Source organism: Agarivorans sp. 2_MG-2023, from assembly GCF_030548085.1.
Classification (GTDB): Bacteria; Pseudomonadota; Gammaproteobacteria; order Enterobacterales; family Celerinatantimonadaceae; genus Agarivorans.
The window spans coordinates 15,282-39,714 of record NZ_JAUORQ010000022.1 but is presented as its reverse complement, the minus strand read 5'-3'; the positions used below and the strand labels follow the sequence as shown (position 1 = coordinate 39,714).

The following is a 24,433-nucleotide window of genomic DNA, read 5'->3' as shown; positions in this document are numbered from 1 at the left end:
GGAGTGGTAGTTCAGTTGGTTAGAATACCGGCCTGTCACGCCGGGGGTCGCGGGTTCGAGTCCCGTCCACTCCGCCACTACTAAACATTAGGCCTCGTTAATCGAGGTTTTTTTGTGCCTGAAATTTACCAAGTAAACTTTGGTTTGGCTAATCTTGGTACTTATCTCTAATGGCTGCAAAATGTTCAAAGTTGTTGAGTAGTCCGTCTACCAATTGTGGGTCAAACTGCACACCACGTTGCTGTTTTAAATACTCAGTAATTTCTTCATCGTTCCAGGCATCTTTGTAGCAACGAATACTTCCCAGCGCATCAAATACATCGGCTATCGCAGTTAAACGGCCACTCAGTGGGATTTGCTCGCCTTGTAAGCCTCTTGGGTAACCTGTGCCATCCCATTTCTCATGATGCGAACCAGCAATCTCTGAGGCGAGCTGCATGACTTCAATATTTGAGTCTTTCAACATGTTTTCGCCAATGGCGGCGTGAGTTTGCATGATTTCCCATTCTTCAGGGCTGAGTTTACCGGGCTTATGCAAGATAGCATCGGGAATGGCAACTTTGCCTACATCGTGTAACGGTGAGGCAAGTTTTAGTTGTTCTACACGCATAGCCGGCAAATTAAGTTGCTCGGCTAACAGCGCGGTGAACAAGGCGACTCGTCGCACGTGCATGCCAGACTCTTTTGAGCGGGTTTCTACTATTTCGCCTAAGCGATACAGCACTTCTTTTTGGTTGGTACTTATCACTTCATTGAGTCGTATGTTTTCCAGCGCCACGACTATGTTTTCACTGAGTAGATTAATGAAATGCTGGTCGGCTTGATTAAATGGTGTATTACGGGTGATGTAAAACAGTAAGTTGTAGGCACTGTTTTCACAATAAATCACTAAGGCTTCATCGGTGAATACGTTTTGCTTGGTGCTAATGGCTTGGCTAAACATTTGCTGCTGAGCAAGGGGGAAATCTGATAATTGTTGGTGTTGTTGGCTCGGTCGCTGCTGACCTTGGTAGGCCAACAGTTGTAACTGTGTCGCTTTTACCTGATAAGCAAACTGTTCCACCTGATAAATGCAGCTATCTTCTAGATTAAGGATCACCGCTAGTTGTTCAAGAGCGCCTTCTACAAAGGTAAATAGGGCATTTTTCTCAAAGATCCCTCGTGAAGCTTTAACAACTTTTTCTAAACCGATTTTGTGTTTTTCTAGGGCACAAATATCTCGATAAGAACGTAGGCTTGCTCTAATTAAAGTGCGCAATTTTTGCGAGGTGAGCTCAGTTTTGTCTTTGTAATCATTAATGTCGTAGTTTTCTACCACTTCATCTTCGGGAGCCTGCCCTGGCTGGCCAGTGCGTAATACGATGCGCACACTCTGATTATTGAGAGTTTGCCTAATGTGTTTAACTAAACGTAAACCGGCATCGTCGGTTTCCATGACTACGTCGAGTAAGATCAACGCTATGTCGGGGTGAGTGGTAAGTAGCTGTTTGGCTTCTTGAGCTGAGTTGGCGTGCAGGAATTGAATAGATTTGTTATCAAATGCAAACTGCGACAAGGTCATTGTAGTGATGTGATGAACTTCTGGCTCATCATCAACCACTAACAGCTTCCATTGCTCTTTTGATTGCGCTACCTCAGGGGCTGAGTCATCCAGTAAAAAGATGTCATCACTCATTGCTGTACCGTGCCTATTTTTTCTTAGTTTAAAAGTATTTTAGACCCAAATTCAATGTGTTGTTTTTGTTTGTTATAAAAAAAGCGAGCTATGTCAGCTCGCTTTTTTATTATTGATTGTTACTTTACGCAACCGATTCCAAATCACCTGTGTGGCTTTTATCTAGGTTAGGGCGGTTCTCCAGTTGCTGGTGGTCAAAGTCGTCCACATTAATTGCATTGAGGCGACCTTGTTCAGTGCGGCGCATTAATGCGGCTTCGTCGGCATTGATAACGCCTAGCTTAATGCCTTCTTCGGCGAGTTTATCTAACATAGTGAATGGACGCTTTTCGCCTAGTGCTTTACACACTTTGTCGTAGAGCGCCTCACAAGCCAATACATCTTCTAGGGTTTGTTCTAGCTCGCCATATACGTTGCCGGCAACGCGGCTATCAAAACGCCCTTGGCCTACACGATTACGGGTTTCACTCGGTTGCTGCAAAATGCGCGCAAGTTTGTGATCAAGTTTGTCACTTGGCGCACGTAGTGGTTTGCCTAATGGGAACATGACTAAACGCATTGCCTTGCCAACCCACTTATTAGGGAAGTTTAGCAGTAGCTCATCTAAGGCTGTTTGTAATTGATAGAGTGAATCTTGCATTGCCCAGTGCAACAGATCTAAATCTTCAGCTTTACGGCCATCGTCAGCGAAGCGCTTTAAGGCTGCTGAACCTAAGTAAAGTTGGCTAAGCATATCGCCTAACCGGGCTGATACACGCTCTTTACGCTTAAGGTTACCACCCAAAGTGCCCATGGCTACGTCTGATAACAACGCTAAATTACTGCTAAAGCGTGTGAGCTGTTTGTAATAAACCGCGGTTTGGTCTGAATATGGTGCGCTAACCATGGTGTGGCTACTTAGGCCAAACCAAAAGCTACGTACAAAGTTGCTGGTGGCGAACCCTAAGTGGCTAAATAGCGCTTTATCGAACTGTTTTAAACCTTGATTGAAGTCTGGGTTAGAGGCTGCTTCCATTTCATTTAGTACGTATGGGTGGCAGCGTATTGCGCCTTGACCATAAATAATCATGCTGCGAGTAAGGATGTTAGCGCCTTCCACGGTAATCGCGATTGGTGCGCCTTGATAAGAACGCGCCAAGAAGTTTTTAGGCCCTAAACAAATGCCTTTACCGCCTACCACATCCATGGCGTCAATACTGGCGTGTTGGCCGCGATGAGTGAGGTGGTATTTTACAATGGCGGTAATTACCGAGGGTTTCTCCCCCAAGTCAATCGCCGTTACGGTTAAATCTGAGGCTGCGCCCATTAAATATGCGTTACCAGCTAAGCGAGCAAGAGGCTCTTCAACCCCTTCCATTTTACCAATTGGTAATTTGAATTGGCGACGAATGCGAGCATAGGCACCAGTAGCCAATGCTGCATTCTTAATACCGCCAGTAGCGCTAGACGGTAGGGTGATACCACGGCCTACCGATAAACATTCCACTAGCATACGCCAGCCTTGGCCAGCCATTTCTTTGCCACCAATAATGAAGTCGATAGGCACAAATAATTCGTTTGCACGGGTAGGACCATTCATAAAGGGTATGTTTAGCGGGAAGTGACGACGGCCCACCTCTACACCGTCTATGTCTGTGGGAATGAGTGCACAGGTAATGCCTAGCTCTTTTTGCTCACCCAATAAAGCCTCTGGATCTGACAGCTTAAACGCTAAACCAAGAATGGTGGCGACAGGAGCCAGCGTTATGTAGCGTTTGTTCCAAGTGATACGCATCCCCAATACTTGCTCGCCTTGCCACTCACCCATACATACAACGCCAGCATCGGGAATTGAGCCGGCGTCTGAGCCTGCTTCAGGGCTGGTTAAGGCAAAGCATGGGATCTCTTTACCTTCGGCCAAACGGGGAAGATAGTGGTCTTGCTGTTCTTTAGTGCCATAGTGTTGCAGCAGCTCGCCGGGGCCTAATGAGTTAGGTACACCTACAGTGCTTGAAAGTACGGCTGAAATACTGGCTAATTTTTGTAGGACACAAGATTGCGCATAAGCTGAAAATTCTAAACCGCCATATTGCTTTTTAATAATCATGGCGAAGAATTTGTGCTCTTTTAAGAAATCCCAGACTTCCTCTGGTAAGTCCGCCAACTCATGAGTGATTTCCCAATCATTGGTCATGGCACAGACTTGTTCAACTGGGCCATCTAAAAATGCTTGTTCTTCTGGGCTTAAGCGCGGAGCAGGGTAGCTATGTAGTTTTTTCCAATCTGGTGCTCCGCGGAACAAGTCGCCTTCCCACCAAGTAGTGCCTGCATCAATCGCTTCTTTTTCAGTTCGCGACATTTCGGGCATGATTTTTTTGAAGATCTTGAAAAGCGGTTTAGAAATTAGCTGCTGACGCAAAGGTTTGAAGTTAAGCCCACCGACAATCAGTAAATAGCCTAGCCAAAATAGCTCACTGAAAGGCGATATAACACTGTAGCCCAGCAGAGCCGCGGTTAGTACCAAGCTAAACGCTAGTAGTGAGGCTCTAAAATAGGCAAGTCCGCCCATCAATAAAATAATGCCAATAGCGGCAATTAAAGGTAAGTAACTTTGCATCAATATCTCCCTGACGTTGGTAAGAGGTCTGACCTCTTTGGGTATTTGTAACGCATTGGTTAACAAAGTTCAAGTTATTCACAACTATTCAACATTTAGCTTAGCGTATTGTTTAGTTAACAAATTATTGTTTGAGCTTGATTTCAGCGCTGATCAACGGCAAAAAAAGCGTTATAGTGTGGGAATTAACACGCCTTGCCCCCTAAGGGATAACCTAGATGAAAAAACTGATTGTTGAAGAGTTACAAGAAGCTGCCACGGTATTAAACGCATTTATTGCCGATGAAAAAAATATTGATGCTATTGAGCAAGCAGCCCGCATGCTGGCAGATAGTTTTAAACAGCAAGGTAAAGTGCTCGCGTGTGGTAACGGTGGCTCGCATTGTGATGCAATGCATTTTGCCGAAGAGCTTACTGGCCGCTACCGAGAAAACCGTCCGGCGTACCCTGCCATCGCTATCTCTGATCCAAGTCATTTGTCATGTGTGAGTAATGATTACGGTTACGAATTTGTATTTTCGCGCTATCTAGAAGGTTTAGGCCAACCTGGAGATGTACTATTTGGGATAAGCACCAGTGGTAACTCTGGCAATATTGTTAAAGCGATTGAAATGGCTAAATCAAAAGGCATGAAAGTTATTATTCTGTCAGGCAAAGATGGCGGAAAAATGGCTGGCCAAGCCGATGTAGAAATTCGCGTACCACATTTTGGTTTTGCTGACCGAATTCAAGAGATTCACATTAAAGTGATTCATATTCTGATCCAGTTAATTGAAAAGTATATGGCTGAGTAGGCAATTGTCCTTAAAGAATTTAACAAGCGAGTTGCAGTATGTGTGAGTTACTAGGAATGAGTGCAAACGTTCCTACCGATATTTGTTTTTCTTTTACTGGTTTAGTACAACGTGGTGGGGTGACAGGCCCACATGTTGACGGTTGGGGTATTACTTTTTACGAGGGCAAAGGCTGTCGCAGTTTTAAAGATCCTGCACCGAGTTGCCAATCTAAAGTTGCCGAGTTGGTACAAGCGTTTCCCATTAAAAGCCAAGCGGTTATCGGTCATATTCGCCAAGCCAACCGTGGCTGTGTATCGCTGGAAAATACTCATCCTTTCACGCGAGAGCTTTGGGGACAGAATTGGACTTATGCGCACAATGGCCAGCTGAAAGGGTATAAGCAACTTGATACCGGCTTTTATCGCCCGGTGGGAGATACCGACAGTGAGCGCGCTTTTTGTTGGCTATTAGAGCAATTACGGATTAAATATCCACGTAAGCCAGCCAATATGGCTGCAATGTTTAAGTTTGTGGCAAGTTTAGCTGACCAGTTACGCGATAAAGGCGTATTTAATATGCTGTTAAGTAACGGTGAGTTTGTGATGGCGTATTGTTCAACAAACTTACACTGGATTACGCGACGCGCTCCTTTTGGTGAAGCCCGGCTCGCAGATGCTGATGTCACTATCGACTTTTATAAAGAAACCACGCCCAATGACGTGGTGACGATGATCGCTACCCAACCTTTAACCAATAACGAACAATGGCAAAAAATTGCTAGCGGTTCTTATGTATTGTTTAAAGATGGGGAGTTGCAATAAAAAAGCGCCAATTGGCGCTTTTTTTAATTATCTGCGTAACCGCTGCTGGGTAACTGCTGGCCGTCGAGTTCGGCGTAATCACCTTGCATGACTAAGCGCTGCTCGATAAACCAATTTACCACTAATGGATAAATGGCATGTTCTTGAACTTGCACTCTATCGGCTAGCTCATCTGCACTATCTTCTTCAAATACTGGCACTTTAGCTTGCAATACTACCGGTCCGCCGTCTAACTCTGCTGTTACAAAGTGTACGCTACAACCGTGCTCTTGGTCTTTAGCATCAATGGCGCGCTGATGGGTATGTAAGCCTTGGTACTTAGGCAGTAATGAAGGGTGGATATTCAGCATTTTTCCGGCGAAACGTTCCACAAAATGTGGACTTAAAATACGCATAAAACCCGCCATTACAATTAAATCAGCTTGTTGCTGTTCAATGGCTTCGGCGAGGGCAATATCGTAGCTTTCGCGGTCACTATATTGTTTAGGGTTTACAACTACCGTGTTAATTGCTGCCTGCTTGGCACGCTCAAGGCCGAATGCATCGGCCTTGTTGCTTATTACCGCAGAAATAGAGGCGTTAATACGCCCCTCTTTACAGGCATCAATAATGGCTTGCAGGTTAGTCCCTGAACCTGAAATTAATACAACAATGTTGCCAGCCATTAATAATCCTATTTAAATTCTACTTGGCCTTCACCTTCAGCAACATTTTCAATGTGGCCAATTTTCCATGCAGATTCGCCATGCTCAGCCAATAAGGCTAGTGCGGCTTCAACTTCTGCTTCTGGTAGGGCGATTACCATACCTACACCGCAGTTAAAGGTGCGGTACATTTCTTCACGTGCAACGTTGCCGTTTTCTTGTAACCAATTGAACACTTCTGGCCACTGCCAGCTGTTTTCATCAACTACCGCTTTAGCACCTGCTGGCAATACGCGTGGGATGTTTTCCCAGAAACCACCGCCAGTAATGTGTGATAAAGCGTGTACTTCGCATTGCTTAAGCAAAGCCAGTACTGATTTAACGTAAATTTTGGTAGGAGTTAATAGCGTTTCACCTAAGGTGCTGTCGCCTAATACTTGTTTAGGGTCGGCATTTGATACTTCTAGGATTTTACGAATTAACGAGTAACCGTTTGAGTGCGGACCGCTAGACGCTAAAGCGATAAGTGCGTCACCCGCAGCGACTTTAGTTCCATCGATAATGTCGGCTTTTTCTACTACACCCACACAGAAACCTGCAATGTCGTAGTCATCGCCATGGTACATGCCTGGCATTTCAGCCGTTTCGCCACCAATTAAGGCACAGCCAGATTGCTCACAACCTTGGCCAATACCTTTCACTACGTCTGCTGCGGTATCTACTTCTAGTTTACCGGTCGCGTAGTAATCAAGGAAAAATAACGGCTCTGCACCTTGTACAATAAGGTCGTTTACACACATTGCTACCAAGTCGATACCAACGGTGTCGTGTTTTTCCAAATCTAATGCAAGACGCAATTTAGTGCCTACACCGTCGGTGCCAGCTACCAATACAGGTTCTTTGTAACCAGTTGGCAATTGACAAAGTGCACCAAAGCCTCCTAATCCACCCATTACTTCAGGGCGCTGCGTACGTTTACTTACACTTTTAATACGTTCAACTAATGCATTACCAGCTTCGATATCAACGCCAGCATCTTTATAACTTAGAGGGGTGTTTTGTTTAGTCACGGGATTACCTTGCAACGAACATGGAAAAAAATTTCGCGATATTTTAGCAGTCTTAGCGTCGCTGGAACAGTATTAAACGATAACTAAGACATTTTGTTGATATTTGCTAACATATCCCCATTGAGCCTGATTTAAACTAGCGGCTCACAATTCGGTAATTCAAAGGAATAGAGATGAAAGTTGTTGAAGTAAAACATCCCTTAGTGCGTCATAAAATTGGTCTAATGCGCGAAGCAGATATTAGCACTAAGCGTTTTCGTGAATTGGCTAGAGAAGTATCGGCTCTACTCACTTACGAAGCTACAGCAAACCTAGAGATAGAAGACGTAACCATTGCGGGTTGGAATGGCCCTGTAACGGTTGAGCAAATTAAAGGTAAAAAGGCTACGGTAGTGCCTATTTTGCGTGCTGGCCTTGGCATGATGGACGGTGTTCTGGAGCACATGCCTTCAGCTAAAACCAGCGTAGTAGGTATTTACCGTGATGAAGAAACACTTGAGCCTGTTCCTTACTTCCATAAACTCGTAGGCCAAATTGATGAGCGTTTAGCGATTGTGGTTGATCCTATGTTGGCCACTGGTGGCTCTATGATTGCCACCATTGACCTATTGAAAGATCAAGGTTGTAAAGACATTGTGGTATTGGTTTTAGTAGCAGCACCAGAAGGTTTAAAAGCGTTAGAAGCTGCACACCCCGATTTGGTCTTGTATACTGCATCAATTGATGAAAAGCTAAACGAGCAAGGCTACATCCTTCCTGGATTAGGTGATGCTGGCGATAAAATCTTTGGTACCAAATAAGGTCCCATCGCTTTATAGAAATTAAATCTCTAGGAGAGTGTAGTGATTAAAAAGTGGTTGTTAATACTGAGTTTGGCCTTTGTGTTTTTCCCAGTGAGTGCTGCGCAGCAAAACGATTTGTACCGAATTGAAGCAAGCGCTACTGGTGATAACAAGCAAGATCAGCAACACGCTTTTGAATTGTTAATGCTGCGCTTAACTGGAGATGCTAGTAGTAGTTCAAATGCTTTAGTGGCGAAAGCAAAGGGTAATATTAACCCTTATATACAACAGTTTTCTTTTGGCGACGACATGATTTCGGTGCTGTTTAACGAGAGCAAAGTTAATCAGTTATTGATGCAAGCTCAGCTGCGTTTGTGGGGTAAACAACGTCCAAACATTATTTTGTGGTATGCCAACGAGCAAAACTTTAATCGTGATTTACTGGCAGACAGCTCTCAGAAAGAGTGGCTGCAACAAAGTCGCCAACAAGCTCAGCTATTAGGTTTACCTATTCGCTTACCGGTGATGGACTTAGAAGACAGCATGGCGGTTAACGTAAATGATGTATGGGGAGGCTTTGATGGCCCGCTATACACCGCGAGTGAGCGCTATGCAACGCCATTAGTATTAAGCTTTAGACAATATCCTCAAGGTCAAAGTTGGCAAATTCAATGGCGCTTGCTTGACGGTACTAGCCAAGTGCAATTAGATAGTGGCCAAGTACAGGCGTCGCTTGAGCAAGTAGGTGCAGAAGCAATGAGTGCAGTGAGCGCAAGTTTGGCTGCACGTTATGGCGTGGTGCTTGGTGAGGGTGAAGCTGAAGCAAGCTTAGTGAGTTTTGCAAATGTAACAAGTATCAACAAGTATGTTGAGCTAGAACGTTTTCTTAACCAGCAACCTAGTGTTGCTAGCGTAACCCTGCATCATGTTCAGCACGACATTTTTACTTTCGAAGTTCAGTTATTAAGCCCTTGGGAAGACTTACAAGCCTCTTTAGATATCGCACCAAGGCTTCAGGCTGATGAATTAAGAGCCAAGTACTACTACTTCCAATAGCAAATATTTTTCATCTTAATAATGAGCTGGTACAATGCATCAAGTTTTTGTATCAGCTTTGATTTATCACTTTGACATTTTCCCCGCAATTATCACTTCCTGTACATTTACCTGATGATGAAACCTTGGTGAGTTTTTACCCAGGGGATAATCAACAGTTATTAAGTGCACTGCGAAATCTTGCTTTAGATAAAGGCGAGAGGATGCTCTATTTGTGGGGCAGCGAAGGCTCGGGTAGAACTCATTTACTGCATGCTAGCTGTACCGAAATGGCAGATGTCGGCGCGGCGAGTGCGTACTTACCTTTAGACCTCCATGCGGCAATGTCTCCGCAAATGCTAGAAGGTTTAGAGAGCATGGCCTTAGTATGCTTAGATAACATTGACGCGATTGTTGGTATTGATGCTTGGGAAGAAGCGATTTTTGATTTTTATAATCGTCGTAAAGAATTGGCTTCTACAACTCGTTTGATTGTTACCGCCAATGCGCCTGCGCCGCAGCTTTCCTTTGGTTTAGCCGATTTACAATCGCGTTTAAACTGGGGCGTTACCTACAAGTTACATGAGTTGGATGACGAGCAAAAATTGAGTGCCTTGCAGCTACGTGCTGAACTACGTGGGTTAAAAATGCCGTTAGAAGTGGCGCGCTTTTTATTAAAGCGGTTGTCGCGAGATATGCCTACATTATTAACCAAGCTTGACCTGCTCGATCAAGCGTCGATTACCGCACAGCGCAAACTTACCGTACCGTTTGTAAAAGAAATCCTCGAACTTTAATCCGGCGACTTATCTTTTAGCTTTTTTAAGCCGATGCCTAACTCTTTTCCTTTATTTTTTGCGTATTGTAAGCCAAACCAAAAGGCTGCTAATACCAATACTAACTCAACCGCAGCTAACCAGCGCTCACTCTCAGAGACAACCAATAAGGTTGTGCTGTGCAATACGTAGAGCAGCAATACAAAGCAACTCCAAGCATAGGTGTAAGGCTTACCGGCGAGTATTCCTTTTAGTGGAAATAACAATGGCACCACCCAAAATGCCAGCATTAAGCCAAGGCTAATGTCGACGGGTGGGGACAGCCACAAATGCCACATTAATACCCAAGCCAATAAGGCCAGATATGATCCTTTCGCTAAAATCAGCAGTTGTGCAGTGCTAAATTTAGACAATCTCAAGTACCTGCTCTGGTGGGCGACCAATGCGTGCTTGACCTTGGTTGATTACAATTGGCCGCTCAATAAGCTTAGGATTTGTATGCATTGCAGCGACTAGTTGCGCAGGAGTCAGCGAGGCGTCGGCCAAGTTAAGCTCTTTGTACAACTCGTCTTTTGTGCGCATCAGTTGGCGAGGCTCAAGCTGCAGCATCTTAAGAATATCGTTGATCTCAACTTCGCTAGGCGGCGTTGTGAGATAAAGCATCACCTCTGGCTCAATACCTTTTTCTTGCAATAGTTGTAGTGTTTGGCGGCTTTTAGAGCAGCGAGGGTTATGCAATATTTTAATGTTAGACATGGTTAATCCTTTGTTATCAACTTAGTTGAGCGCTTCTAGTTCTTGCTCAGCAAGTTTGAATTGTTCGATTCTCGCCTGAATGCGCGCTTGTTCGAGATTATTTTTAGTCAGGTTATAGGCGCTGTGTAGCTCATCAATAGCACGCCGATAATCTGAATGTAATGATAGGTACTCTGCCTGCGCTGTATGGCTAGCAGCCAAGTTATTTAGTCTTCGCTGAGTACGGCTTAACTCACCCCATCCAAGAGCGTCGTTAGGCTTCTCGCGTAAATAGCGGTCAAGGGTTTTAGCGCCATCTTCAAACTTACCGTTTTCGCTGTAAGCATGAGCAAGGTTAAGCACAATGACTTGGTTATTAGGGTAACGAGTTTGCGCTACTTTAAGCCGCTTAATGGCAGAATCGTATTGTTTAAGCGCTAGGTCGATATCAGTTTGTGTATCGATAATAAATAAGTTGTCTGGATGACGCTTGGCGAGATCATCAATAACCGTTTTTGATTCTTGGTATTTTCCCATTCCAAATAATGCTAGGGATTTACCGTAAATCGCTGCGTCTTCAATCCGGTATTCTTTTCGCTGAATAACCCGTTGGTAGTACTCAAGGGCGTCAGCAGGCGACAATGTGCCGTGACGAACAATAATTCGTGACTTAGCCAATTGAAAAGACAGGGAGGGCGCAACATATCGATTAGGGTATTGATTAGCGCGTGCTCGGGCTTCACTTACTCGTGTTTCTGGAAGAGGGTGAGTAATTAACATTTGTGGTGGCTTGCTGGCATAGCGATACTTTTCTGACAGCTTACCGAAAAAATTTCCCATGCCACTTGGATCGTAACCGGCCTTTGCTAAGGTTCTTAAGCCGATGCGGTCTGCCTCAAACTCATTTGCACGGGTATAGTTTATTGAGTTTTGTACGCCCGCTGCCATGGTGGCTTGCAGTGCTGCAATACCTGCTACGGGGTTAGCTAAGCCTAACAATAATGAGCCGAGCATACCTGCCATTGAAAGGTTTTGTGCCGCCGCTTGGTTTTCAATACTGCGCGCAATATGGCGCTGAGTAACGTGAGCTATTTCGTGAGCAATAACAGAGGCAAATTCACTTTCGGTTGCAGCGTATAAAAACAAACCAGTATGAATTTTCACGTAGCCGCCAAGAAAGGCCGCTGCGTTAATTTCGTTATCAGTAACTAAAAAAAAGTTAAATGGTGTACGTACGGCATCAGCTTTAGCAACCAGTTGGTTGCCTAACTCAGTGACATATTCGGACAATACTGGGTCGTTGGTCATACGGCTACTGGCGCGAATAATGCGCATATAGGCATTGCCGTAGATAATTTCTTTATCGATGGTGAGCGCCGATGCCCCAGCAGTACCGATTTCTGGTAATTGATTATTGGCTGACATGAGCGGGGCATAGCAAAATAGTATGCTTGCCATAAGAAATTGGGCGAGACGCGTCATTGATTTCCGATAACTTTCCATATGTATCGCGAGAATACCCCGATTTTGTTTGTTATTCAAAAGCTATAAATTGAGTCCTGAACAATAGCCTGTAATAATGGCATGGTTATTTTATGGTAATTATTACAAATGCTTTGCCTCGATTTCCAAGAACACCAGTGTCCCTATCCGTTATTGGAGAGTAAGCTTTGGCTTAAACGGGCTCAAATTGGTGACCAAATACAATTGTTGTTAGGTGATAGTGGATCGCGTAGTGATATCCCCAAGTATTTTCGTCGACTAGGGCATGCTGTAACTATTGAGCAAAATGAACATCGCTTTAGTGTCACCATTACTGTCCAACCCTTAAAGGATTAAAGCTGTAACTATGTTTAAAGTCTTATCTAACTGGTACCACCGCATGTTCTCTGATCCGGAAGCGGTGGCCATGGCCTTAGTATTAGTCATTGGCTTTGTGCTTTTGTACTTTTTTGGCAACTTGCTCGCACCGTTACTAATTGCATTGGTTTTGGCTTATTTATTGGATTGGCCTGTAAGTTATTTGGCGAGCCATGGCTTTAGGCGTGGATTGGCGACGGCCTTGGTACTATTGGTGTTCTTCTTGATTGCTACCTTTACTGTGCTACGAGTGCTACCCACAGTGTGGAGCCAAGGTATGAACCTAGTGGCCGAATACCCAGTTATGCTTAACAGCAGCCAGCAGTGGTTAGAGTCTTTGCCGCAGCAATATCCAGAGTTTATTGATGGGGCATTGGTAGAAAGTGTTGTCGATAATGTACGAACTCGCTTAATGGGCATGGGAGAACAGGTTTTACAGTCTTCTTTTTCTTCAATTGTTAACTTAGCAACCGTGTTGGTTTACAGCGTATTAGTGCCATTAATGGTGTTTTTTATGCTGAGCGATAAAAAAGTACTGTTAAGCAGTGTGACTCGTTTCTTACCTAACGATCGCCGCTTGTTAACCCAAGTGTGGTCAGAGATGAATGGCCAAGTGATTAACTATATTCGTGGTAAAGCCATAGAAATCCTCGTCGTGGGCGGTACCAGTTATATTGTATTTGCGGTGATGGATTTACGTTACTCGGCATTACTCGGTGTGTTAGTGGGGCTGTCAGTACTGATTCCTTTCATCGGCGCGTTTGCGGTAACGCTACCTGTGGCGATGGTTGGTTTGTTTCAGTGGGGTTTAAGCCCGCAGTTTGGCTACCTAATTTTGGCTTATGGGATTATCCAAACCATTGACGGTAACGTATTAGTACCGATTCTTTTCTCTGAAGCGGTTAACCTGCATCCTTTGGCCATTATTGTAGCGGTATTGGTTTTCGGTGGTTTGTGGGGGTTTTGGGGCGTATTTTTTGCCATTCCACTGGCTACATTAGTAAAAGCAGTGATGAATGCATGGCCGCATGAAAAAGTTGAAGAAGTTGAGGAAGAGCTTCCTCAACCTTAAGTGATTAAGCTTAACCAGCTAAATAATCGAGCACTACTTGGTGGTGCTCTTTAGTTTTGAATTTGTTAAACACGTGCTCAATCTTGCCTTGCTCATCAATTAAAAAGCTAATTCGGTGAATACCGTCATACTCTTTGCCCATGAACTTTTTGAGGCCCCAAACGCCAAACTGATCAGCTACCGCATGGTCTTCATCAGAGAGTAAATCGAAGTTGAGTTGATGTTTTTCAATAAACTTAGGTAAGCGTTTTACTGGATCTGGGCTCACTCCAAATACCACAGTATTGGCATCTTTAAGTTGTTCAATACTGTCTCGTAAACCACAAGCTTGAGTGGTACAGCCTGGCGTTAAGGCTTTGGGGTAAAAATAGACTAATACTTTTTTACCCGCGTAGTCGCTAAGCTTAATGCGTTTCTCATCTTGGTTTGCTAGGTCAAATTGCGGTGCTGCTGCTCCGGCCGTCAATGTGTTCATCGAAGGTTCCTTGTTTAATGATGCTTAGTTTGACAAAAATTGCAGGTCGAATTGTTGGCTGCCTAACTCTTGGCACAATTGAGCAAATTCTTGTTCAATAATATTCGGTTGATGCTCTTGATTTAGCTTTACTTCAAATTCAGCATGAAGCATTTCTAATCCTTTCTCGGAAAAAAGATTAGACTTTAAGCCCACCATGCTCATGTTGTGATCGCTAATAAACTGGGTCACTTTGCTAATCACGCCAGTAGCGTCGGGTAAGGTCAGTTGCAAAACGGCGGCATGAGAATAATCGATCAGTGTATGGCGCGATGTTTTCTTCATTACAGTGAGCAGTTGCATCTCAAGTGCAGTTACTGGCAAGTGGGTTTCTATTTGCACAATCGCGTTATGCGTACCAGATACCAGCATAATGAGGGTAAACTCGGAGCCAAACAAGGCCATACGACTGTCTACAATGTTACAGCCACAACCTGAAACCAATTGGGTTAATTGATTCACAATGCCCGGGCGATTGCTACCAACCGCTGTAACTACAAGGTACTGACTCATATTCTTTTTTGTATGCTTTGCAAGATTTAGAATCTCAGGATACTTGCTTAAAGAAGGGATTTCTAGCGGATAAGAACTGAGGGAGTATTAAAAGCGGAGTTTGTATCAAGCCCTTACGGTTTTCGCCTTGTGTTTATGAAAGTGGCTAAGTAGTATAGCGCCCTTACTCTGGATAGTTTTCGCTGGACGAAACCGTTTACCAGTTCATGTTTTAGTTTGTAAATGTAGTGGGATATGCAACTAGTTTCTTTTCAAACGATGAAAGTCGTGTTTTTTGGCAGCCTAGTGGCCACCCTTGCCGCGTGCTCAAGTTCCGGTGAAAAAAATCGCCAAGCCGAACGTAATTTTGATTACCTCGAGGCTACTCAAGTAGAGCCTTTAGCTATTCCCGCGGGCGTTAACCCTCCTGAATATAGTTCTGAATTTGTAATCCCTGAACCTAAACCCGACAGTGAAGAGCTGTTTGGTCGAGAAGTTGATGTACGTGCGCCGGTGCAGGTTATTCCGCTTATTGCTGGTAGTCGTATTGAAGATACGGATGACGGGCTGATTTTTTGGTTTGATATATTACAAGCAGAATCAGCCGTTGAAACCCAGTCCACCATGATGCAAACCATTAGTGACTACATTGCTTACCGTAAATCAACAGTTGTTCAACGAAATGACCAACAAGCTTTTATTGCCTCTGATTGGTTGGTTGACCGCGAAACGGTTGAAGGAAACTGGTGGCTTTTTTCTAGCGATACGGTAATGGAACAACGTCAAAAGTTTACTTACCAGTTAGAAGTTAAACCGCATGGTCGAACTGCAGGTTTACGCGTTAGCTTTATCGATGGTGAGATTTATCGAGACGGTAACGATGAAGCACTAGAGCTTGATGATTTTGATAAACAGCGTTTGGCTGTGGTTGAACTTAATCGATTAATTGGTTACGTAAATGACCGTCGAGAAGAGTTAGAAGCTCAATTGGCCGAGCAGCGCGAGCAAACTCGTATTGCCGCAATGAGTGAATCTGAAAAAGAGCAGCTATTCGACGAAACTGTAAGCTTGGTTTTGGTTAACGATAGTGGAGCATCCTACTTTAAAGCGCGCGCAGACATGGAAAAAACCATGAAGCGTTTGCGTTTAGTATTGCCATTGGCTGGTTTTACCATCACCGACTACATTGCTAACTCAGGTAGCTTATACCTCACTTACGATCGTCCTCCAGAGCAAATATTAGAAACCTATGGTCTAACTACCATGGAGTTTGAAGAGAAGGACTATTTATTCACTGTGGGCTCTAACGGTAATGTCACGCAAATTACCTTAGCAGATGCTGAAGGAGTGGTGCTTAAACCAAGTGAGGTTAAAGCCTTATATCCTTATCTAGCGATTCTAATGAAGATGGGCATTGATACCAGCGATAGCTTGTCACGCTAATAACGCTAGTCGATTAAGCCTGAACAAAAAAAGGTCCCACATGGGACCTTTTTTCTTATACTGAATATGAGTTTTTTGTAAATTATCGTTTTTACTTTACTGCTCTATCGAACAGTAAAATTCCTTTTGTTTCTTAGTGTGGCACTTATTCCTGGCAATTAAGTTGTAGCTGAAGTTAAAGACCAAGCTCTGCGAGTCATACTGTATATGGAGGTACAATGATGAAAGCAATTTTAGCGGTTAGTATTTTACTCGCGTTAAGTGCGTGTAGTAATAGTCAACATACGGGAGCTAGCACTGCCCCTGAAGGTCAACAACCATTAAGCCCCGAGCAAAGTGGCCTAGTTCAAGAGGTTGAGCCCAGTCACTCTAGTGTTGATACTATCGGTGCAAATGCCGATACCAGTGATGTGCATATGTCGAGTATCGAGCCAGAAGTAGAAGCTATGTTTGAGCAGCTTATTGTGCAAGCGGTTGCCGATGGAGATCATCAAAAGGCGTTGAGATTTGTTCAAGATGCAGAGCAAGCTGGCTCTATTAAAGCGAGGCAAGTTTACGAGGATGCGGTAAAAGCTCAACCTTAAGTTCAACTTTTATGTCGGCATCAATGTGACTCTGATTACACCATGTTGATATAGGTTACTTGGTATCTAGAGCTTCTCTAGGTATCTTGCTTTTGATTATTCGATTTAAGCGCAGCAGCCTGTATCGATAGGAATTAACATCAGAGCAAATCAAGGCGGGCTGTCTAAACAGTCAGTTTACTGTTCGTCTTGCTCTTCTCGTAAGTCCGCTTTACGGTTGTTTTGTTCGATCTTCTTACGTAGCTCTGGAGTGATGTTAAAGCTGCCCATATGCCTCAACATCATGATGTTTCCAGCAATAAAACCGAGCACTAATACAATGATCAAAATAACGTATGGGGTACTCATTTAGGCCGCCTTTGTTAATCGCTCAATCAAGCTACTATTTTGTGTAAGTTTACACTGGATATAAAGCTAAGCACCGTTACGACTAACAATAATTGTGCGGGTGGTGCTGATTTTTTAAATAAGGGCACTAACCACAATAGGGTTGCAGTCAGTAATAGCGCACTCATTATTACAAACTGTTTGACCAAAGCGCTATTTTCATCAAGCTGGCCACTGGTGAGTAAGTATATACAAACGCAAATCAGACTTACCATTGCTGCCGCTAAACCTACAAATGGAAGCAATTTGTCGAAACTGGTGAGTCGATGTTTAGCCTTAACCATTAGCCAGTTGGCCATTGCCGCAGCACAAGCAGCAAAGCTAAATACCATTAAGGCATGTTGACTTAGTATGTAAGCTGCACTTAATAGTAGCGGAGCCCCCATTGCCCACCAATAGGTGAGAGGCAAGCTACGCTTATGTTTCAGTTTATTGAGCTTAAAACTCAAGACCCAGCCTAAAAATGCACTTATAAATACTAATACCACTAAACCAATTGCTTGCTGGCTTTCATAACCACTTAAGGCCGCTAAAGTAATAAAGCTCACCAAGGTACTTAATTGGCGCTGGATACGGCCGGTTTGCCCTGGGCAGAGTTCGCCTTTATGCAGCACTAGCATAAGCAATAAAAAAGCTAAGGCTGAACTGCTTACCAAGCTAACAAATAAGGTTGAGTACAAACTGGGCATTAGTTCTCCGGTGAACAGATGTTAGTAACATATTGGCTAAATATGTTATCGATATGAAGTTTGATGGTGTTAAGGCCAGCAGCGTCAGCCGCTTGTAAGTGGCTAAGTACTGTCTCAGCATTTAAGTCTTTAAGTAATGCTGCACTGGTTTGATGGTGGCTTAAATGCCAAGGCTCAAATTCTACGCCGCCTTGAAATTGCCGATAGGGATAAAAGAAACCGTGTTCCGCAGCATGCTTTTCTAGCCATAATGCTAAAGGGTACTGGCTACCACCAAGAATATACTCTTGAGGAATCAAGCTTAAAGATTGGTTAGGTGCCAGCAAATCAGGGTCGTAAAAATCGAAATCACAACCCCAGTGGTGACGACTGGTTCCAGGCAAAGCTGACCAGCGTAAAATGGCATGCATTTTTTGCTCGTCGCTTAAATTCGCTAAGTTTAAGGCTTGGCTATCTTTATCAAGTACCGGGCGTAAACCATTCCACTTGTTATTCCAAATAAGCAATTGCCTATGGAAGTCTCTATAGCCGCTAAAAATGCTTAAATTGAAGCCGTCTTGTTTTGCAGCTTCAATTAAACTTTGCAAGTGATCTAGCACAGCACAATGAACCCAGCCTAAAGTAGGTTCATTCTGCAGTAAGTCCTTACTTAGTCCGTAAAGACCTAAGTGCTTAGACGCATTGCTCATTATTTGCCTAGTACATTAACTAAAAGCTCGTAGTACATGTCTGTAAGCTGTTCTAAATCAGCTACTTTTACACACTCGTTTACTTTATGAATGGTGGCGTTAATTGGCCCAAGTTCTACCACTTGAGTACCCATTTTGGCAATGAATCGACCATCTGAGGTACCGCCAGTGGTGAGTAGCTCTGGCGCTGTTTTAGCTACTTTAGTTACCGCTTCGCTAACCGCTGTTAGAAAGTCACCTTCTTCAGTTAAAAAAGGTTGGCCGTTATAGGTCCAATCAAGTTGGTAATCTAAACCGTGGCTATCAAAGATATTGTGTACGCGCTTCACAATGTCTTGGTCGGTAAGCTCAGTTGAGTAGCGGAAGTTAAATTGTACGTCTAATTCGCCTGGAATAACGTTTGAAGCACCGGTACCCGAGTGAATGTTGGCAATTTGAAAACTGGTGGGCGGGAAAAATTGGTTACCGTTATCCCAGTGCATTGCCGCAAGCTCGGCTAAAGCTGGCGCCGCATCATGAATCGGATTTCTAGCCAAATGAGGATAGGCAACATGGCCCTGAATACCCTTAACGGTAATATCACCAGTAAGCGAACCGCGACGGCCATTTTTAACAACATCGCCTACGCGATGAGTAGAAGAGGGTTCGCCTACCAAACACATATCAATAATTTCGTTACGTGCCATTAAGGTGTCTACCACGCGGGTAGTCCCATTGATAAATGGCCCTTCTTCATCAGACGTAATCAAGAAAGCGATAGAGCCTTTATGGTCAGGGTAATCCGCTACAAATCGTTCGGTAGCAACAACCATTGCAGCTAGCGAACCTTTCATATCTGCTGCACCGCGGCCATGTAATACGCCATCAATAACCGTTGGCTCAAAAGGGGGGGTGTGCCACTTTTCTGCGGGGCCGGGTGGCACTACATCTGTATGGCCAGCAAAGCAAAATAGTGGGCCAGTGTTGCCTCTGCGCGCCCACATATTAGTGGTATCTTCAAATACCATTTCTTCGATGTTAAAACCTGCAGGGCTTAGGCGATCAGCCATCAACTTTTGGCAATCACAATCTTCAGGCGTTACCGATGGGCGGCTGATGAGATCTTTGGCTAAATGTAAAACTGGGCTATCAGACATGTAAATTACGCTTCCGGAAAAAAGAGTTGTTGGTAAAGATCGGCTTTAAAGCCTAGAGTGAAATTTTGCTCTACTTGCAGCAAGGGGCGTTTTATCATTGCCGGAAACTGCTCTAGTAGATCAATCGCAGCGCTTTCGTCTAAACTCGCTTTTTGCTCATCACTTAGTTGTCGGTAAGTGGTACCGCGTTTATTGAGTACAGCTTCCCAACCCAACAGTTTGCACCACTGGCCAATTTGCTGCTTAGTGACTCCGTCTTTACGGTAGTCGTGGAAGGTAAATTCGATGTTGTGTTCGCTTAACCAACGGCGGGCTTTTTTTATTGTGTCGCAGTTGGGGATGCCGAACATGACGATATTAGACGCTGACATGTAAGTTCCCTTTTTATATTTTGGCTAAGAATACCAGAGCTAGCAGTAAAGCTCATCGGGCAATTAAGCTTAAGCGGGGAAATAAATTAACATCGGTAAATTCAAGGCAAAAAAAACCACGCAATTAAGCGTGGTTTTTAACAGTAGCGAGCGCTTACTTAATAATAGTAAGTACTGGCGTTTCGGCAATGGTGACAGAGCCTGATTTTTTCACTAACTCTTTAATCTCATCCATGTTAGAGATAACGACTGGAGTCAGCGTTGATTTTGCTTTTTCTTCTAGCAAGGCTAAATCAAACTCGATGATAACATCACCTTGTTTAACGTCTTGACCTTCAGATGCGATACGGGTGAAACCTTCGCCTTTCAGCTCAACCGTATCAATACCAAAGTGAACGAACATCTCGATACCGTCAGTTGATTCCAACGAGAACGCATGGTTAGTTTCGAAAATTTTACCAATGGTTCCATCACAAGGTGCAACCATTTTGTTGCCGGTAGGTTTAATCGCGATGCCATCACCAACGATTTTTTCAGCAAATACTACATCAGGCACTTCTTCAATAGGAACAATTTCGCCAGATAGTGGGGCGATAATATCGATACCGCTTTTGCTTGAACTATCATCTGAAACCATTTTCTTGAATTTGTCGAATAGACCCATTGTGGCGCTCCTAAATTCTTATGTATTGTGCAGTTGCAACTATCTTAACAGACGGAATTTTGTTTAACAAAAGTGTCAACTAACGTTTCAATCTCAGCGGCTGTAGGCAGCGCTAATGCTTGGTCGGCTAATTGCTTCACTTCAGCATAATTTGAATTACGGATCAGTTTTTTGATCCGAGGTATAGAAATGGCACTCATTGAAAATTCATCCAGTCCCATACCCATTAATAACAAAGTAGCGGTTTCATCACCGGCTAATTCACCACACATGCCTGTCCACTTGCCTGCAGCATGAGACGCGTCGATAACCTGTTTAATCAGAGTTAACACCGCTGGAGACATTGGGTTGTATAGCGCAGAAATAAGTTCGTTACCTCGGTCAACCGCTAGAGTGTACTGAGTTAAGTCGTTGGTTCCAATACTAAAGAAGTCTACTTCCTTAATTAAATGGTGAGCAATAGCTGCAGCTGCTGGTGTTTCAACCATTACACCCACTTCAACGTCTTCATCGTAAGCAATACCTGCTTGGCGAAGATCAGCTTTAAGGGTATCTAGTACGCCGTTAAGTTTGCGGATTTCTTCAACCGACACAATCATCGGGAACATAATACGCACTTTACCAAACGCAGAGGCGCGAAGTAGTGCACGCAATTGTGCGTTCATAATTTCTTCACGGTCGAAGAAGATACGAATGGCGCGCCAGCCCAAGAATGGGTTCATTTCTTTTGGAAGATCTAAGTAAGGCAGATCTTTGTCGCCACCAATATCCATAGTACGGATAATAACAGGGTGGCCTTGCATTGCTTCTACAACGGCTTTGTACGCTTCAAACTGCTCATCTTCAGTTGGCAGAGAATCGCGGTCCATAAACAAGAATTCTGTGCGGTAAAGACCGACACCTTCAGAACCGTTGCGATGTGCACCGTCTACATCTTTAATGGTACCAATGTTGGCACATACTTCTATTTGGTGACCGTCTAAAGAGATCGCCGGTAAGTCTTTTAACTTGGCTAACTCAGCTTTCTCGTCCAAGTAGGCCTGCTGACGCTGCTTATAAGTGGCTAACTGTTCATCGCTGGGATTAATTACTACTTCGTTATTGATGGCGTCTAACGCAATAATGTCGCCATTTTTCACTTGCTGAGTAATATCGTTAGTACCCACAATTGCGGGTAACTCTAATGAGCGAGCCATGATAGAGGTATGCGAAGTGCGGCCGCCGATATCGGTAACAAAACCCAGTACTTTATCGAGGTTAATTTGCGCTGTTTCAGACGGCGTTAAATCATTAGCTACCAATACCACTTCTTCAGTGATAGTGCTAAGCGATACGATTTCGATACCGAGAATGTTTTTAACTAAACGCGAACCAATATCACGGAAGTCGGTTGCACGCTCTTTTAAATAGGGGTCATCTAATTCGGCTAGCATTTGCGCATTTTGCTCAATAATGGTGTGAGCGGCTTTGTCTGCACTAGCCAAATTGTCTTTGATGCAGGCTAGAATTTCTTCTTCAAGCTCTTCATCTTCTAACAACATGATATGGCCTTCGAAGATAGCTTCTTTCTCTTCGCCGAAGGTTTTACCTGCCATTTGTTTAATTTCTTCGAGCTGCGCCGACGTTTTGTTTCTGCCGTCGAAAAAGCGTTGTACTTCGCTGTCTACTTGCGCTGTATCGATCTTTGCTTGATTAATAACTACTGCTTGCTCTGCAAGTAATAGTGCTTTACCAAATGAAATTCCTGGAGATGCCAGAATACCTGAAATCATAACCTACACCTATTTAGTTGAACTTGTTAAAGGATTAAAAAAAAGACTTATTCAAGTTCATCCATTAACGCAACTAGCTTTTCAACGGCTGCTGTTTCGTCTTCACCTTCAGCACGAATAACAACGCTAGTGCCTTTAGTTAGGCCTAGGGTTTGTAGTTTGAACAAGCTTTTAGCGCTTGCAGATTTACCATTGCTTTCTACTACGATGTCGCTAGAAAATGCTTTGGCTTCTTTAACGAATTGAGCCGCAGGGCGAGTATGAAGACCATTTTCTGCAGTGATAACAACACTTTTCTCAAACATACGAACATTCCTCAAATTTAAATTATGTCGTCTAAAGATTGATATAAGCTTAGACGTTTATTAGTAAAACGTTTTCGTGAAAAAAATAACGCATATCGCGAGCGATAAGTTTAATCTGCGTCAAATTTTCAGGCTAAGTTGTACTGTGTTACGTTAAATTACATAGCTTGTTAGCTATTAAGTGTATGTAATTATTATATTTATACTAATTTGTCGAAGTGAACAATGTATCTATTTTGATACCTTTTGTTACAAACAGATACATTGTAAAGCTCAGTTTTTAGCGGTTTTGAGTATAGTTTTTGCGTTTTTGTTGCACAAGTCGTCTTGGTTAATTTTCTCTAGAAATAAAGTTTCTCTTGCAAAAAAAAAGCGACCCATCACAGGATCGCTTTTTATCGCTTGCTTTGAGAAATATTTACTGAACGTTCTCTTGTTCAGTAAAGGTGTCAGCAAACAAAGCACTTGATAGGTAGCGCTCGCCAGAACTTGGCAGAATAACAACGATGTTTTTATCTGCATACTCTGGTTTTTCAGCAATGCGATTCGCAGCTACAACTGCCGCACCAGAAGAGATACCAGCCAAAATGCCTTCTTCTTCCATTAAGCGCTGAGCCATCGCAATCGCGTCTTCATTGGTGACTTGCTCAACCACGTCAACCATTTCCAAATCTAGGTTACCAGGGATGAAACCTGCGCCAATACCTTGGATTTTATGTGGACCAGGCGTCAAGTCTTCACCCGCTTTAGCTTGAGCAATTACCGGTGAATCTACTGGTTCAACAGCAACAGAAGTAATGTTTTTACCTTGCTCTAGCTTAATGTAACGGCTAACACCTGTAATAGTGCCACCCGTGCCAACACCGGCTACAAATACGTCAATCTCACCATCGGTATCTTCCCAAATTTCTGGGCCTGTGGTTTTTTCGTGGATCTCTGGGTTAGCTGGGTTATCAAATTGGCCCAGTAAAACATATTTTTCTGGGTTGCCATCGCGAATTTCTTCAGCTTTGCCAATAGCGCCTTTCATACCTTTAGCGCCTTCAGTTAATACTAAGTTGGCACCAAGTGCTTTTAGTAACTTACGGCGTTCTAGGCTCATGGTGTTAGGCATGGTTAGCGTAATTGGGTAACCGCGAGACGCAGCAACAAACGCAAGCGCAATACCGGTGTTACCGCTAGTTGGTTCAATGATTTCTTTACCTGGACCCAACAAGCCTTTTTTCTCTGCATCCCATACTAGGTTTGCGCCGATACGACACTTAACACTGAAGCTTGGGTTACGGCTTTCTACTTTAGCTAATACGTTGCCTTTACTTACACGATTAAGGCGAACTAGCGGAGTACGACCGATAGTCAGGGAATTGTCTTCATAAATCTTACTCATTGAAACGTCCTTTTTAGGTTAATACGCTTGCTACAATCAGTGGTTATTAGCACTAAGCAGCATCACTGTTATTACTAGCATAACGCGCGATTTGCGAAGGGGAAGTAACGTTTATTTATAACGTTATGTAATTAAGAGATAAATTGATATGCCCTGAT

The 24,433-nt window shown here is 43.6% G+C and carries 27 protein-coding genes and 1 tRNA gene; 10 read left to right on the top strand and 18 right to left on the bottom strand.

The annotated features are described in order from the left end of the window. A tRNA-Asp gene (locus Q4549_RS21125) sits at positions 1–77 on the top strand. Positions 78–148: 71 nt separating this feature from the next. On the opposite strand, the gene Q4549_RS21120 is transcribed toward Q4549_RS21125, so the two are convergent. Next, the gene (locus tag Q4549_RS21120) at positions 149–1,675 is read right to left on the bottom strand and encodes an HD domain-containing phosphohydrolase (protein ID WP_303554377.1); all 1,527 of its coding nucleotides are present in this window, start codon (positions 1,673–1,675) and stop codon (positions 149–151) included. 124 nt (positions 1,676–1,799) lie between these two features. After that, entirely contained in the window at positions 1,800–4,271 is a 2,472-nt protein-coding gene (gene fadE, locus Q4549_RS21115) for an acyl-CoA dehydrogenase FadE (RefSeq protein WP_303554379.1), read from the bottom strand. A gap of 218 nt (positions 4,272–4,489) precedes the next feature. Between fadE and lpcA the strand changes: the two genes are divergently transcribed. Together lpcA and Q4549_RS21105 are read left to right on the top strand one after the other, a co-directional pair. Continuing rightward, on the top strand, positions 4,490–5,065 hold the full coding sequence (lpcA, locus tag Q4549_RS21110; RefSeq protein WP_303554381.1) for a D-sedoheptulose 7-phosphate isomerase: 576 nt from the start codon (positions 4,490–4,492) through the stop codon (positions 5,063–5,065). Between the two features lie 38 nt (positions 5,066–5,103). After that, the gene (locus Q4549_RS21105; RefSeq protein ID WP_303554383.1) at positions 5,104–5,868 is read left to right on the top strand and encodes a class II glutamine amidotransferase; all 765 of its coding nucleotides are present in this window, start codon (positions 5,104–5,106) and stop codon (positions 5,866–5,868) included. Between the two features lie 23 nt (positions 5,869–5,891). Here the strand turns inward: Q4549_RS21105 and purN are convergent, their stop codons facing one another. Further along, positions 5,892–6,533 carry a phosphoribosylglycinamide formyltransferase gene (purN, locus tag Q4549_RS21100; RefSeq protein WP_303554385.1) on the bottom strand — a complete coding sequence of 214 codons (642 nt, stop codon included), beginning with the start codon at positions 6,531–6,533 and terminating at the stop codon, positions 5,892–5,894. A gap of 8 nt (positions 6,534–6,541) precedes the next feature. Beyond that, entirely contained in the window at positions 6,542–7,582 is a 1,041-nt protein-coding gene (gene purM, locus Q4549_RS21095) for a phosphoribosylformylglycinamidine cyclo-ligase (protein ID WP_137674945.1), read from the bottom strand. Positions 7,583–7,755: 173 nt separating this feature from the next. Between purM and upp the strand changes: the two genes are divergently transcribed. The 3 genes from upp (at position 7,756) to hda (ending at position 10,196) form a co-directional block, all read left to right on the top strand. Beyond that, positions 7,756–8,382, top strand: a complete 627-nt coding sequence (upp, locus tag Q4549_RS21090; protein ID WP_137674946.1) for a uracil phosphoribosyltransferase — start codon at positions 7,756–7,758, stop codon at positions 8,380–8,382. A 42-nt stretch (positions 8,383–8,424) separates the two neighbouring features. Then, positions 8,425–9,420 (top strand): DUF2066 domain-containing protein, encoded by a 996-nt coding sequence (locus Q4549_RS21085; RefSeq protein WP_303554389.1) that lies wholly within the window; start codon positions 8,425–8,427, stop codon positions 9,418–9,420. Positions 9,421–9,491: 71 nt separating this feature from the next. Continuing rightward, positions 9,492–10,196, top strand: a complete 705-nt coding sequence (hda, locus tag Q4549_RS21080; RefSeq protein WP_137674948.1) for a DnaA inactivator Hda — start codon at positions 9,492–9,494, stop codon at positions 10,194–10,196. Here the strand turns inward: hda and Q4549_RS21075 are convergent. From Q4549_RS21075 to Q4549_RS21065, 3 genes are read right to left on the bottom strand one after another with little or no spacing between them, the layout of a single operon-like run. Further along, a complete protein-coding gene (locus Q4549_RS21075; protein WP_303516668.1) occupies positions 10,193–10,588 on the bottom strand; it encodes a DUF2069 domain-containing protein in 396 nt (131 codons plus the stop codon). The two genes, hda and Q4549_RS21075, sit on opposite strands and share 4 nt — an antisense overlap. Next, the gene (gene arsC, locus Q4549_RS21070) at positions 10,581–10,931 is read right to left on the bottom strand and encodes an arsenate reductase (glutaredoxin) (protein ID WP_303554391.1); all 351 of its coding nucleotides are present in this window, start codon (positions 10,929–10,931) and stop codon (positions 10,581–10,583) included. Before arsC ends, Q4549_RS21075 begins: the two co-directional genes overlap by 8 nt. 21 nt (positions 10,932–10,952) lie before the next feature. Then, the gene (locus Q4549_RS21065; protein WP_303554393.1) at positions 10,953–12,392 is read right to left on the bottom strand and encodes a M48 family metalloprotease; all 1,440 of its coding nucleotides are present in this window, start codon (positions 12,390–12,392) and stop codon (positions 10,953–10,955) included. A 129-nt stretch (positions 12,393–12,521) separates the two neighbouring features. On the opposite strand from Q4549_RS21065, the gene Q4549_RS21060 reads away from it, so the two are divergent. Together Q4549_RS21060 and Q4549_RS21055 are read left to right on the top strand one after the other, a co-directional pair. Further along, complete coding sequence (locus Q4549_RS21060) at positions 12,522–12,749, top strand: sulfurtransferase TusA family protein (RefSeq protein WP_137674952.1); 228 nt, start codon at positions 12,522–12,524, stop codon at positions 12,747–12,749. Between the two features lie 10 nt (positions 12,750–12,759). After that, complete coding sequence (locus Q4549_RS21055; RefSeq protein ID WP_137674953.1) at positions 12,760–13,842, top strand: AI-2E family transporter; 1,083 nt, start codon at positions 12,760–12,762, stop codon at positions 13,840–13,842. A gap of 10 nt (positions 13,843–13,852) precedes the next feature. On the opposite strand, the gene bcp is transcribed toward Q4549_RS21055, so the two are convergent. Further along, the gene (gene bcp / locus Q4549_RS21050) at positions 13,853–14,317 is read right to left on the bottom strand and encodes a thioredoxin-dependent thiol peroxidase (protein ID WP_137674954.1); all 465 of its coding nucleotides are present in this window, start codon (positions 14,315–14,317) and stop codon (positions 13,853–13,855) included. 24 nt (positions 14,318–14,341) lie between these two features. Further along, positions 14,342–14,869: a glycine cleavage system protein R gene (locus Q4549_RS21045; RefSeq protein ID WP_303554396.1), complete on the bottom strand. Its 528-nt coding sequence runs from the start codon at positions 14,867–14,869 to the stop codon at positions 14,342–14,344. 234 nt (positions 14,870–15,103) lie between these two features. On the opposite strand from Q4549_RS21045, the gene bamC reads away from it, so the two are divergent. After that, the gene (gene bamC, locus Q4549_RS21040; protein ID WP_303554399.1) at positions 15,104–16,291 is read left to right on the top strand and encodes an outer membrane protein assembly factor BamC; all 1,188 of its coding nucleotides are present in this window, start codon (positions 15,104–15,106) and stop codon (positions 16,289–16,291) included. A gap of 218 nt (positions 16,292–16,509) precedes the next feature. Beyond that, positions 16,510–16,875, top strand: a complete 366-nt coding sequence (locus Q4549_RS21035) for a hypothetical protein (RefSeq protein WP_303554401.1) — start codon at positions 16,510–16,512, stop codon at positions 16,873–16,875. 177 nt (positions 16,876–17,052) lie between these two features. On the opposite strand, the gene Q4549_RS21030 is transcribed toward Q4549_RS21035, so the two are convergent. From Q4549_RS21030 to cysK, 9 genes are all read right to left on the bottom strand, one after another. Continuing rightward, entirely contained in the window at positions 17,053–17,223 is a 171-nt protein-coding gene (locus Q4549_RS21030; protein WP_137674958.1) for a DUF2897 family protein, read from the bottom strand. Positions 17,224–17,249: 26 nt separating this feature from the next. Next, positions 17,250–17,951 carry a hypothetical protein gene (locus Q4549_RS21025; protein ID WP_303554403.1) on the bottom strand — a complete coding sequence of 234 codons (702 nt, stop codon included), beginning with the start codon at positions 17,949–17,951 and terminating at the stop codon, positions 17,250–17,252. Beyond that, positions 17,951–18,640, bottom strand: coding sequence for a M15 family metallopeptidase (locus Q4549_RS21020; protein ID WP_303554405.1), 690 nt, complete (start codon positions 18,638–18,640; stop codon positions 17,951–17,953). The genes Q4549_RS21025 and Q4549_RS21020 overlap by 1 nt, the downstream gene beginning before the upstream one ends. Further along, positions 18,640–19,776 (bottom strand): succinyl-diaminopimelate desuccinylase, encoded by a 1,137-nt coding sequence (gene dapE / locus Q4549_RS21015; RefSeq protein WP_303554407.1) that lies wholly within the window; start codon positions 19,774–19,776, stop codon positions 18,640–18,642. The genes Q4549_RS21020 and dapE overlap by 1 nt, the downstream gene beginning before the upstream one ends. Before the next feature lie 5 nt (positions 19,777–19,781). Continuing rightward, positions 19,782–20,147: an ArsC family reductase gene (locus Q4549_RS21010; protein WP_303516682.1), complete on the bottom strand. Its 366-nt coding sequence runs from the start codon at positions 20,145–20,147 to the stop codon at positions 19,782–19,784. Positions 20,148–20,301: 154 nt separating this feature from the next. Further along, complete coding sequence (crr, locus tag Q4549_RS21005; RefSeq protein ID WP_137674963.1) at positions 20,302–20,811, bottom strand: PTS glucose transporter subunit IIA; 510 nt, start codon at positions 20,809–20,811, stop codon at positions 20,302–20,304. Between the two features lie 44 nt (positions 20,812–20,855). After that, positions 20,856–22,583 (bottom strand): phosphoenolpyruvate-protein phosphotransferase PtsI, encoded by a 1,728-nt coding sequence (gene ptsI / locus Q4549_RS21000; protein WP_303554409.1) that lies wholly within the window; start codon positions 22,581–22,583, stop codon positions 20,856–20,858. Positions 22,584–22,630: 47 nt separating this feature from the next. Beyond that, complete coding sequence (locus Q4549_RS20995; RefSeq protein ID WP_137674965.1) at positions 22,631–22,888, bottom strand: HPr family phosphocarrier protein; 258 nt, start codon at positions 22,886–22,888, stop codon at positions 22,631–22,633. Between the two features lie 418 nt (positions 22,889–23,306). Further along, positions 23,307–24,275 (bottom strand): cysteine synthase A, encoded by a 969-nt coding sequence (gene cysK, locus Q4549_RS20990; RefSeq protein ID WP_303516685.1) that lies wholly within the window; start codon positions 24,273–24,275, stop codon positions 23,307–23,309. Positions 24,276–24,433: the final 158 nt, after the last annotated feature.

What these genes read in the sequence shown, in the direction of transcription:
- Q4549_RS21120 (WP_303554377.1), bottom strand. Translation starts at nt 1,675, where the DNA reads ATGAGTGATGACATCTTTTTACTGGATGACTCAGCCCCTGAGGTAGCG.
- fadE (WP_303554379.1), bottom strand. Translation starts at nt 4,271, where the DNA reads ATGCAAAGTTACTTACCTTTAATTGCCGCTATTGGCATTATTTTATTG.
- lpcA (WP_303554381.1), top strand. Translation starts at nt 4,490, where the DNA reads ATGAAAAAACTGATTGTTGAAGAGTTACAAGAAGCTGCCACGGTATTA.
- Q4549_RS21105 (WP_303554383.1), top strand. Translation starts at nt 5,104, where the DNA reads ATGTGTGAGTTACTAGGAATGAGTGCAAACGTTCCTACCGATATTTGT.
- purN (WP_303554385.1), bottom strand. Translation starts at nt 6,533, where the DNA reads ATGGCTGGCAACATTGTTGTATTAATTTCAGGTTCAGGGACTAACCTG.
- upp (WP_137674946.1), top strand. Translation starts at nt 7,756, where the DNA reads ATGAAAGTTGTTGAAGTAAAACATCCCTTAGTGCGTCATAAAATTGGT.
- arsC (WP_303554391.1), bottom strand. Translation starts at nt 10,931, where the DNA reads ATGTCTAACATTAAAATATTGCATAACCCTCGCTGCTCTAAAAGCCGC.
- Q4549_RS21065 (WP_303554393.1), bottom strand. Translation starts at nt 12,392, where the DNA reads ATGACGCGTCTCGCCCAATTTCTTATGGCAAGCATACTATTTTGCTAT.
- Q4549_RS21060 (WP_137674952.1), top strand. Translation starts at nt 12,522, where the DNA reads ATGCTTTGCCTCGATTTCCAAGAACACCAGTGTCCCTATCCGTTATTG.
- Q4549_RS21055 (WP_137674953.1), top strand. Translation starts at nt 12,760, where the DNA reads ATGTTTAAAGTCTTATCTAACTGGTACCACCGCATGTTCTCTGATCCG.
- bcp (WP_137674954.1), bottom strand. Translation starts at nt 14,317, where the DNA reads ATGAACACATTGACGGCCGGAGCAGCAGCACCGCAATTTGACCTAGCA.
- Q4549_RS21045 (WP_303554396.1), bottom strand. Translation starts at nt 14,869, where the DNA reads ATGAGTCAGTACCTTGTAGTTACAGCGGTTGGTAGCAATCGCCCGGGC.
- bamC (WP_303554399.1), top strand. Translation starts at nt 15,104, where the DNA reads ATGCAACTAGTTTCTTTTCAAACGATGAAAGTCGTGTTTTTTGGCAGC.
- Q4549_RS21035 (WP_303554401.1), top strand. Translation starts at nt 16,510, where the DNA reads ATGATGAAAGCAATTTTAGCGGTTAGTATTTTACTCGCGTTAAGTGCG.
- Q4549_RS21030 (WP_137674958.1), bottom strand. Translation starts at nt 17,223, where the DNA reads ATGAGTACCCCATACGTTATTTTGATCATTGTATTAGTGCTCGGTTTT.
- Q4549_RS21025 (WP_303554403.1), bottom strand. Translation starts at nt 17,951, where the DNA reads ATGCCCAGTTTGTACTCAACCTTATTTGTTAGCTTGGTAAGCAGTTCA.
- Q4549_RS21020 (WP_303554405.1), bottom strand. Translation starts at nt 18,640, where the DNA reads ATGAGCAATGCGTCTAAGCACTTAGGTCTTTACGGACTAAGTAAGGAC.
- dapE (WP_303554407.1), bottom strand. Translation starts at nt 19,776, where the DNA reads ATGTCTGATAGCCCAGTTTTACATTTAGCCAAAGATCTCATCAGCCGC.
- Q4549_RS21010 (WP_303516682.1), bottom strand. Translation starts at nt 20,147, where the DNA reads ATGTCAGCGTCTAATATCGTCATGTTCGGCATCCCCAACTGCGACACA.
- crr (WP_137674963.1), bottom strand. Translation starts at nt 20,811, where the DNA reads ATGGGTCTATTCGACAAATTCAAGAAAATGGTTTCAGATGATAGTTCA.
- ptsI (WP_303554409.1), bottom strand. Translation starts at nt 22,583, where the DNA reads ATGATTTCAGGTATTCTGGCATCTCCAGGAATTTCATTTGGTAAAGCA.
- Q4549_RS20995 (WP_137674965.1), bottom strand. Translation starts at nt 22,888, where the DNA reads ATGTTTGAGAAAAGTGTTGTTATCACTGCAGAAAATGGTCTTCATACT.
- cysK (WP_303516685.1), bottom strand. Translation starts at nt 24,275, where the DNA reads ATGAGTAAGATTTATGAAGACAATTCCCTGACTATCGGTCGTACTCCG.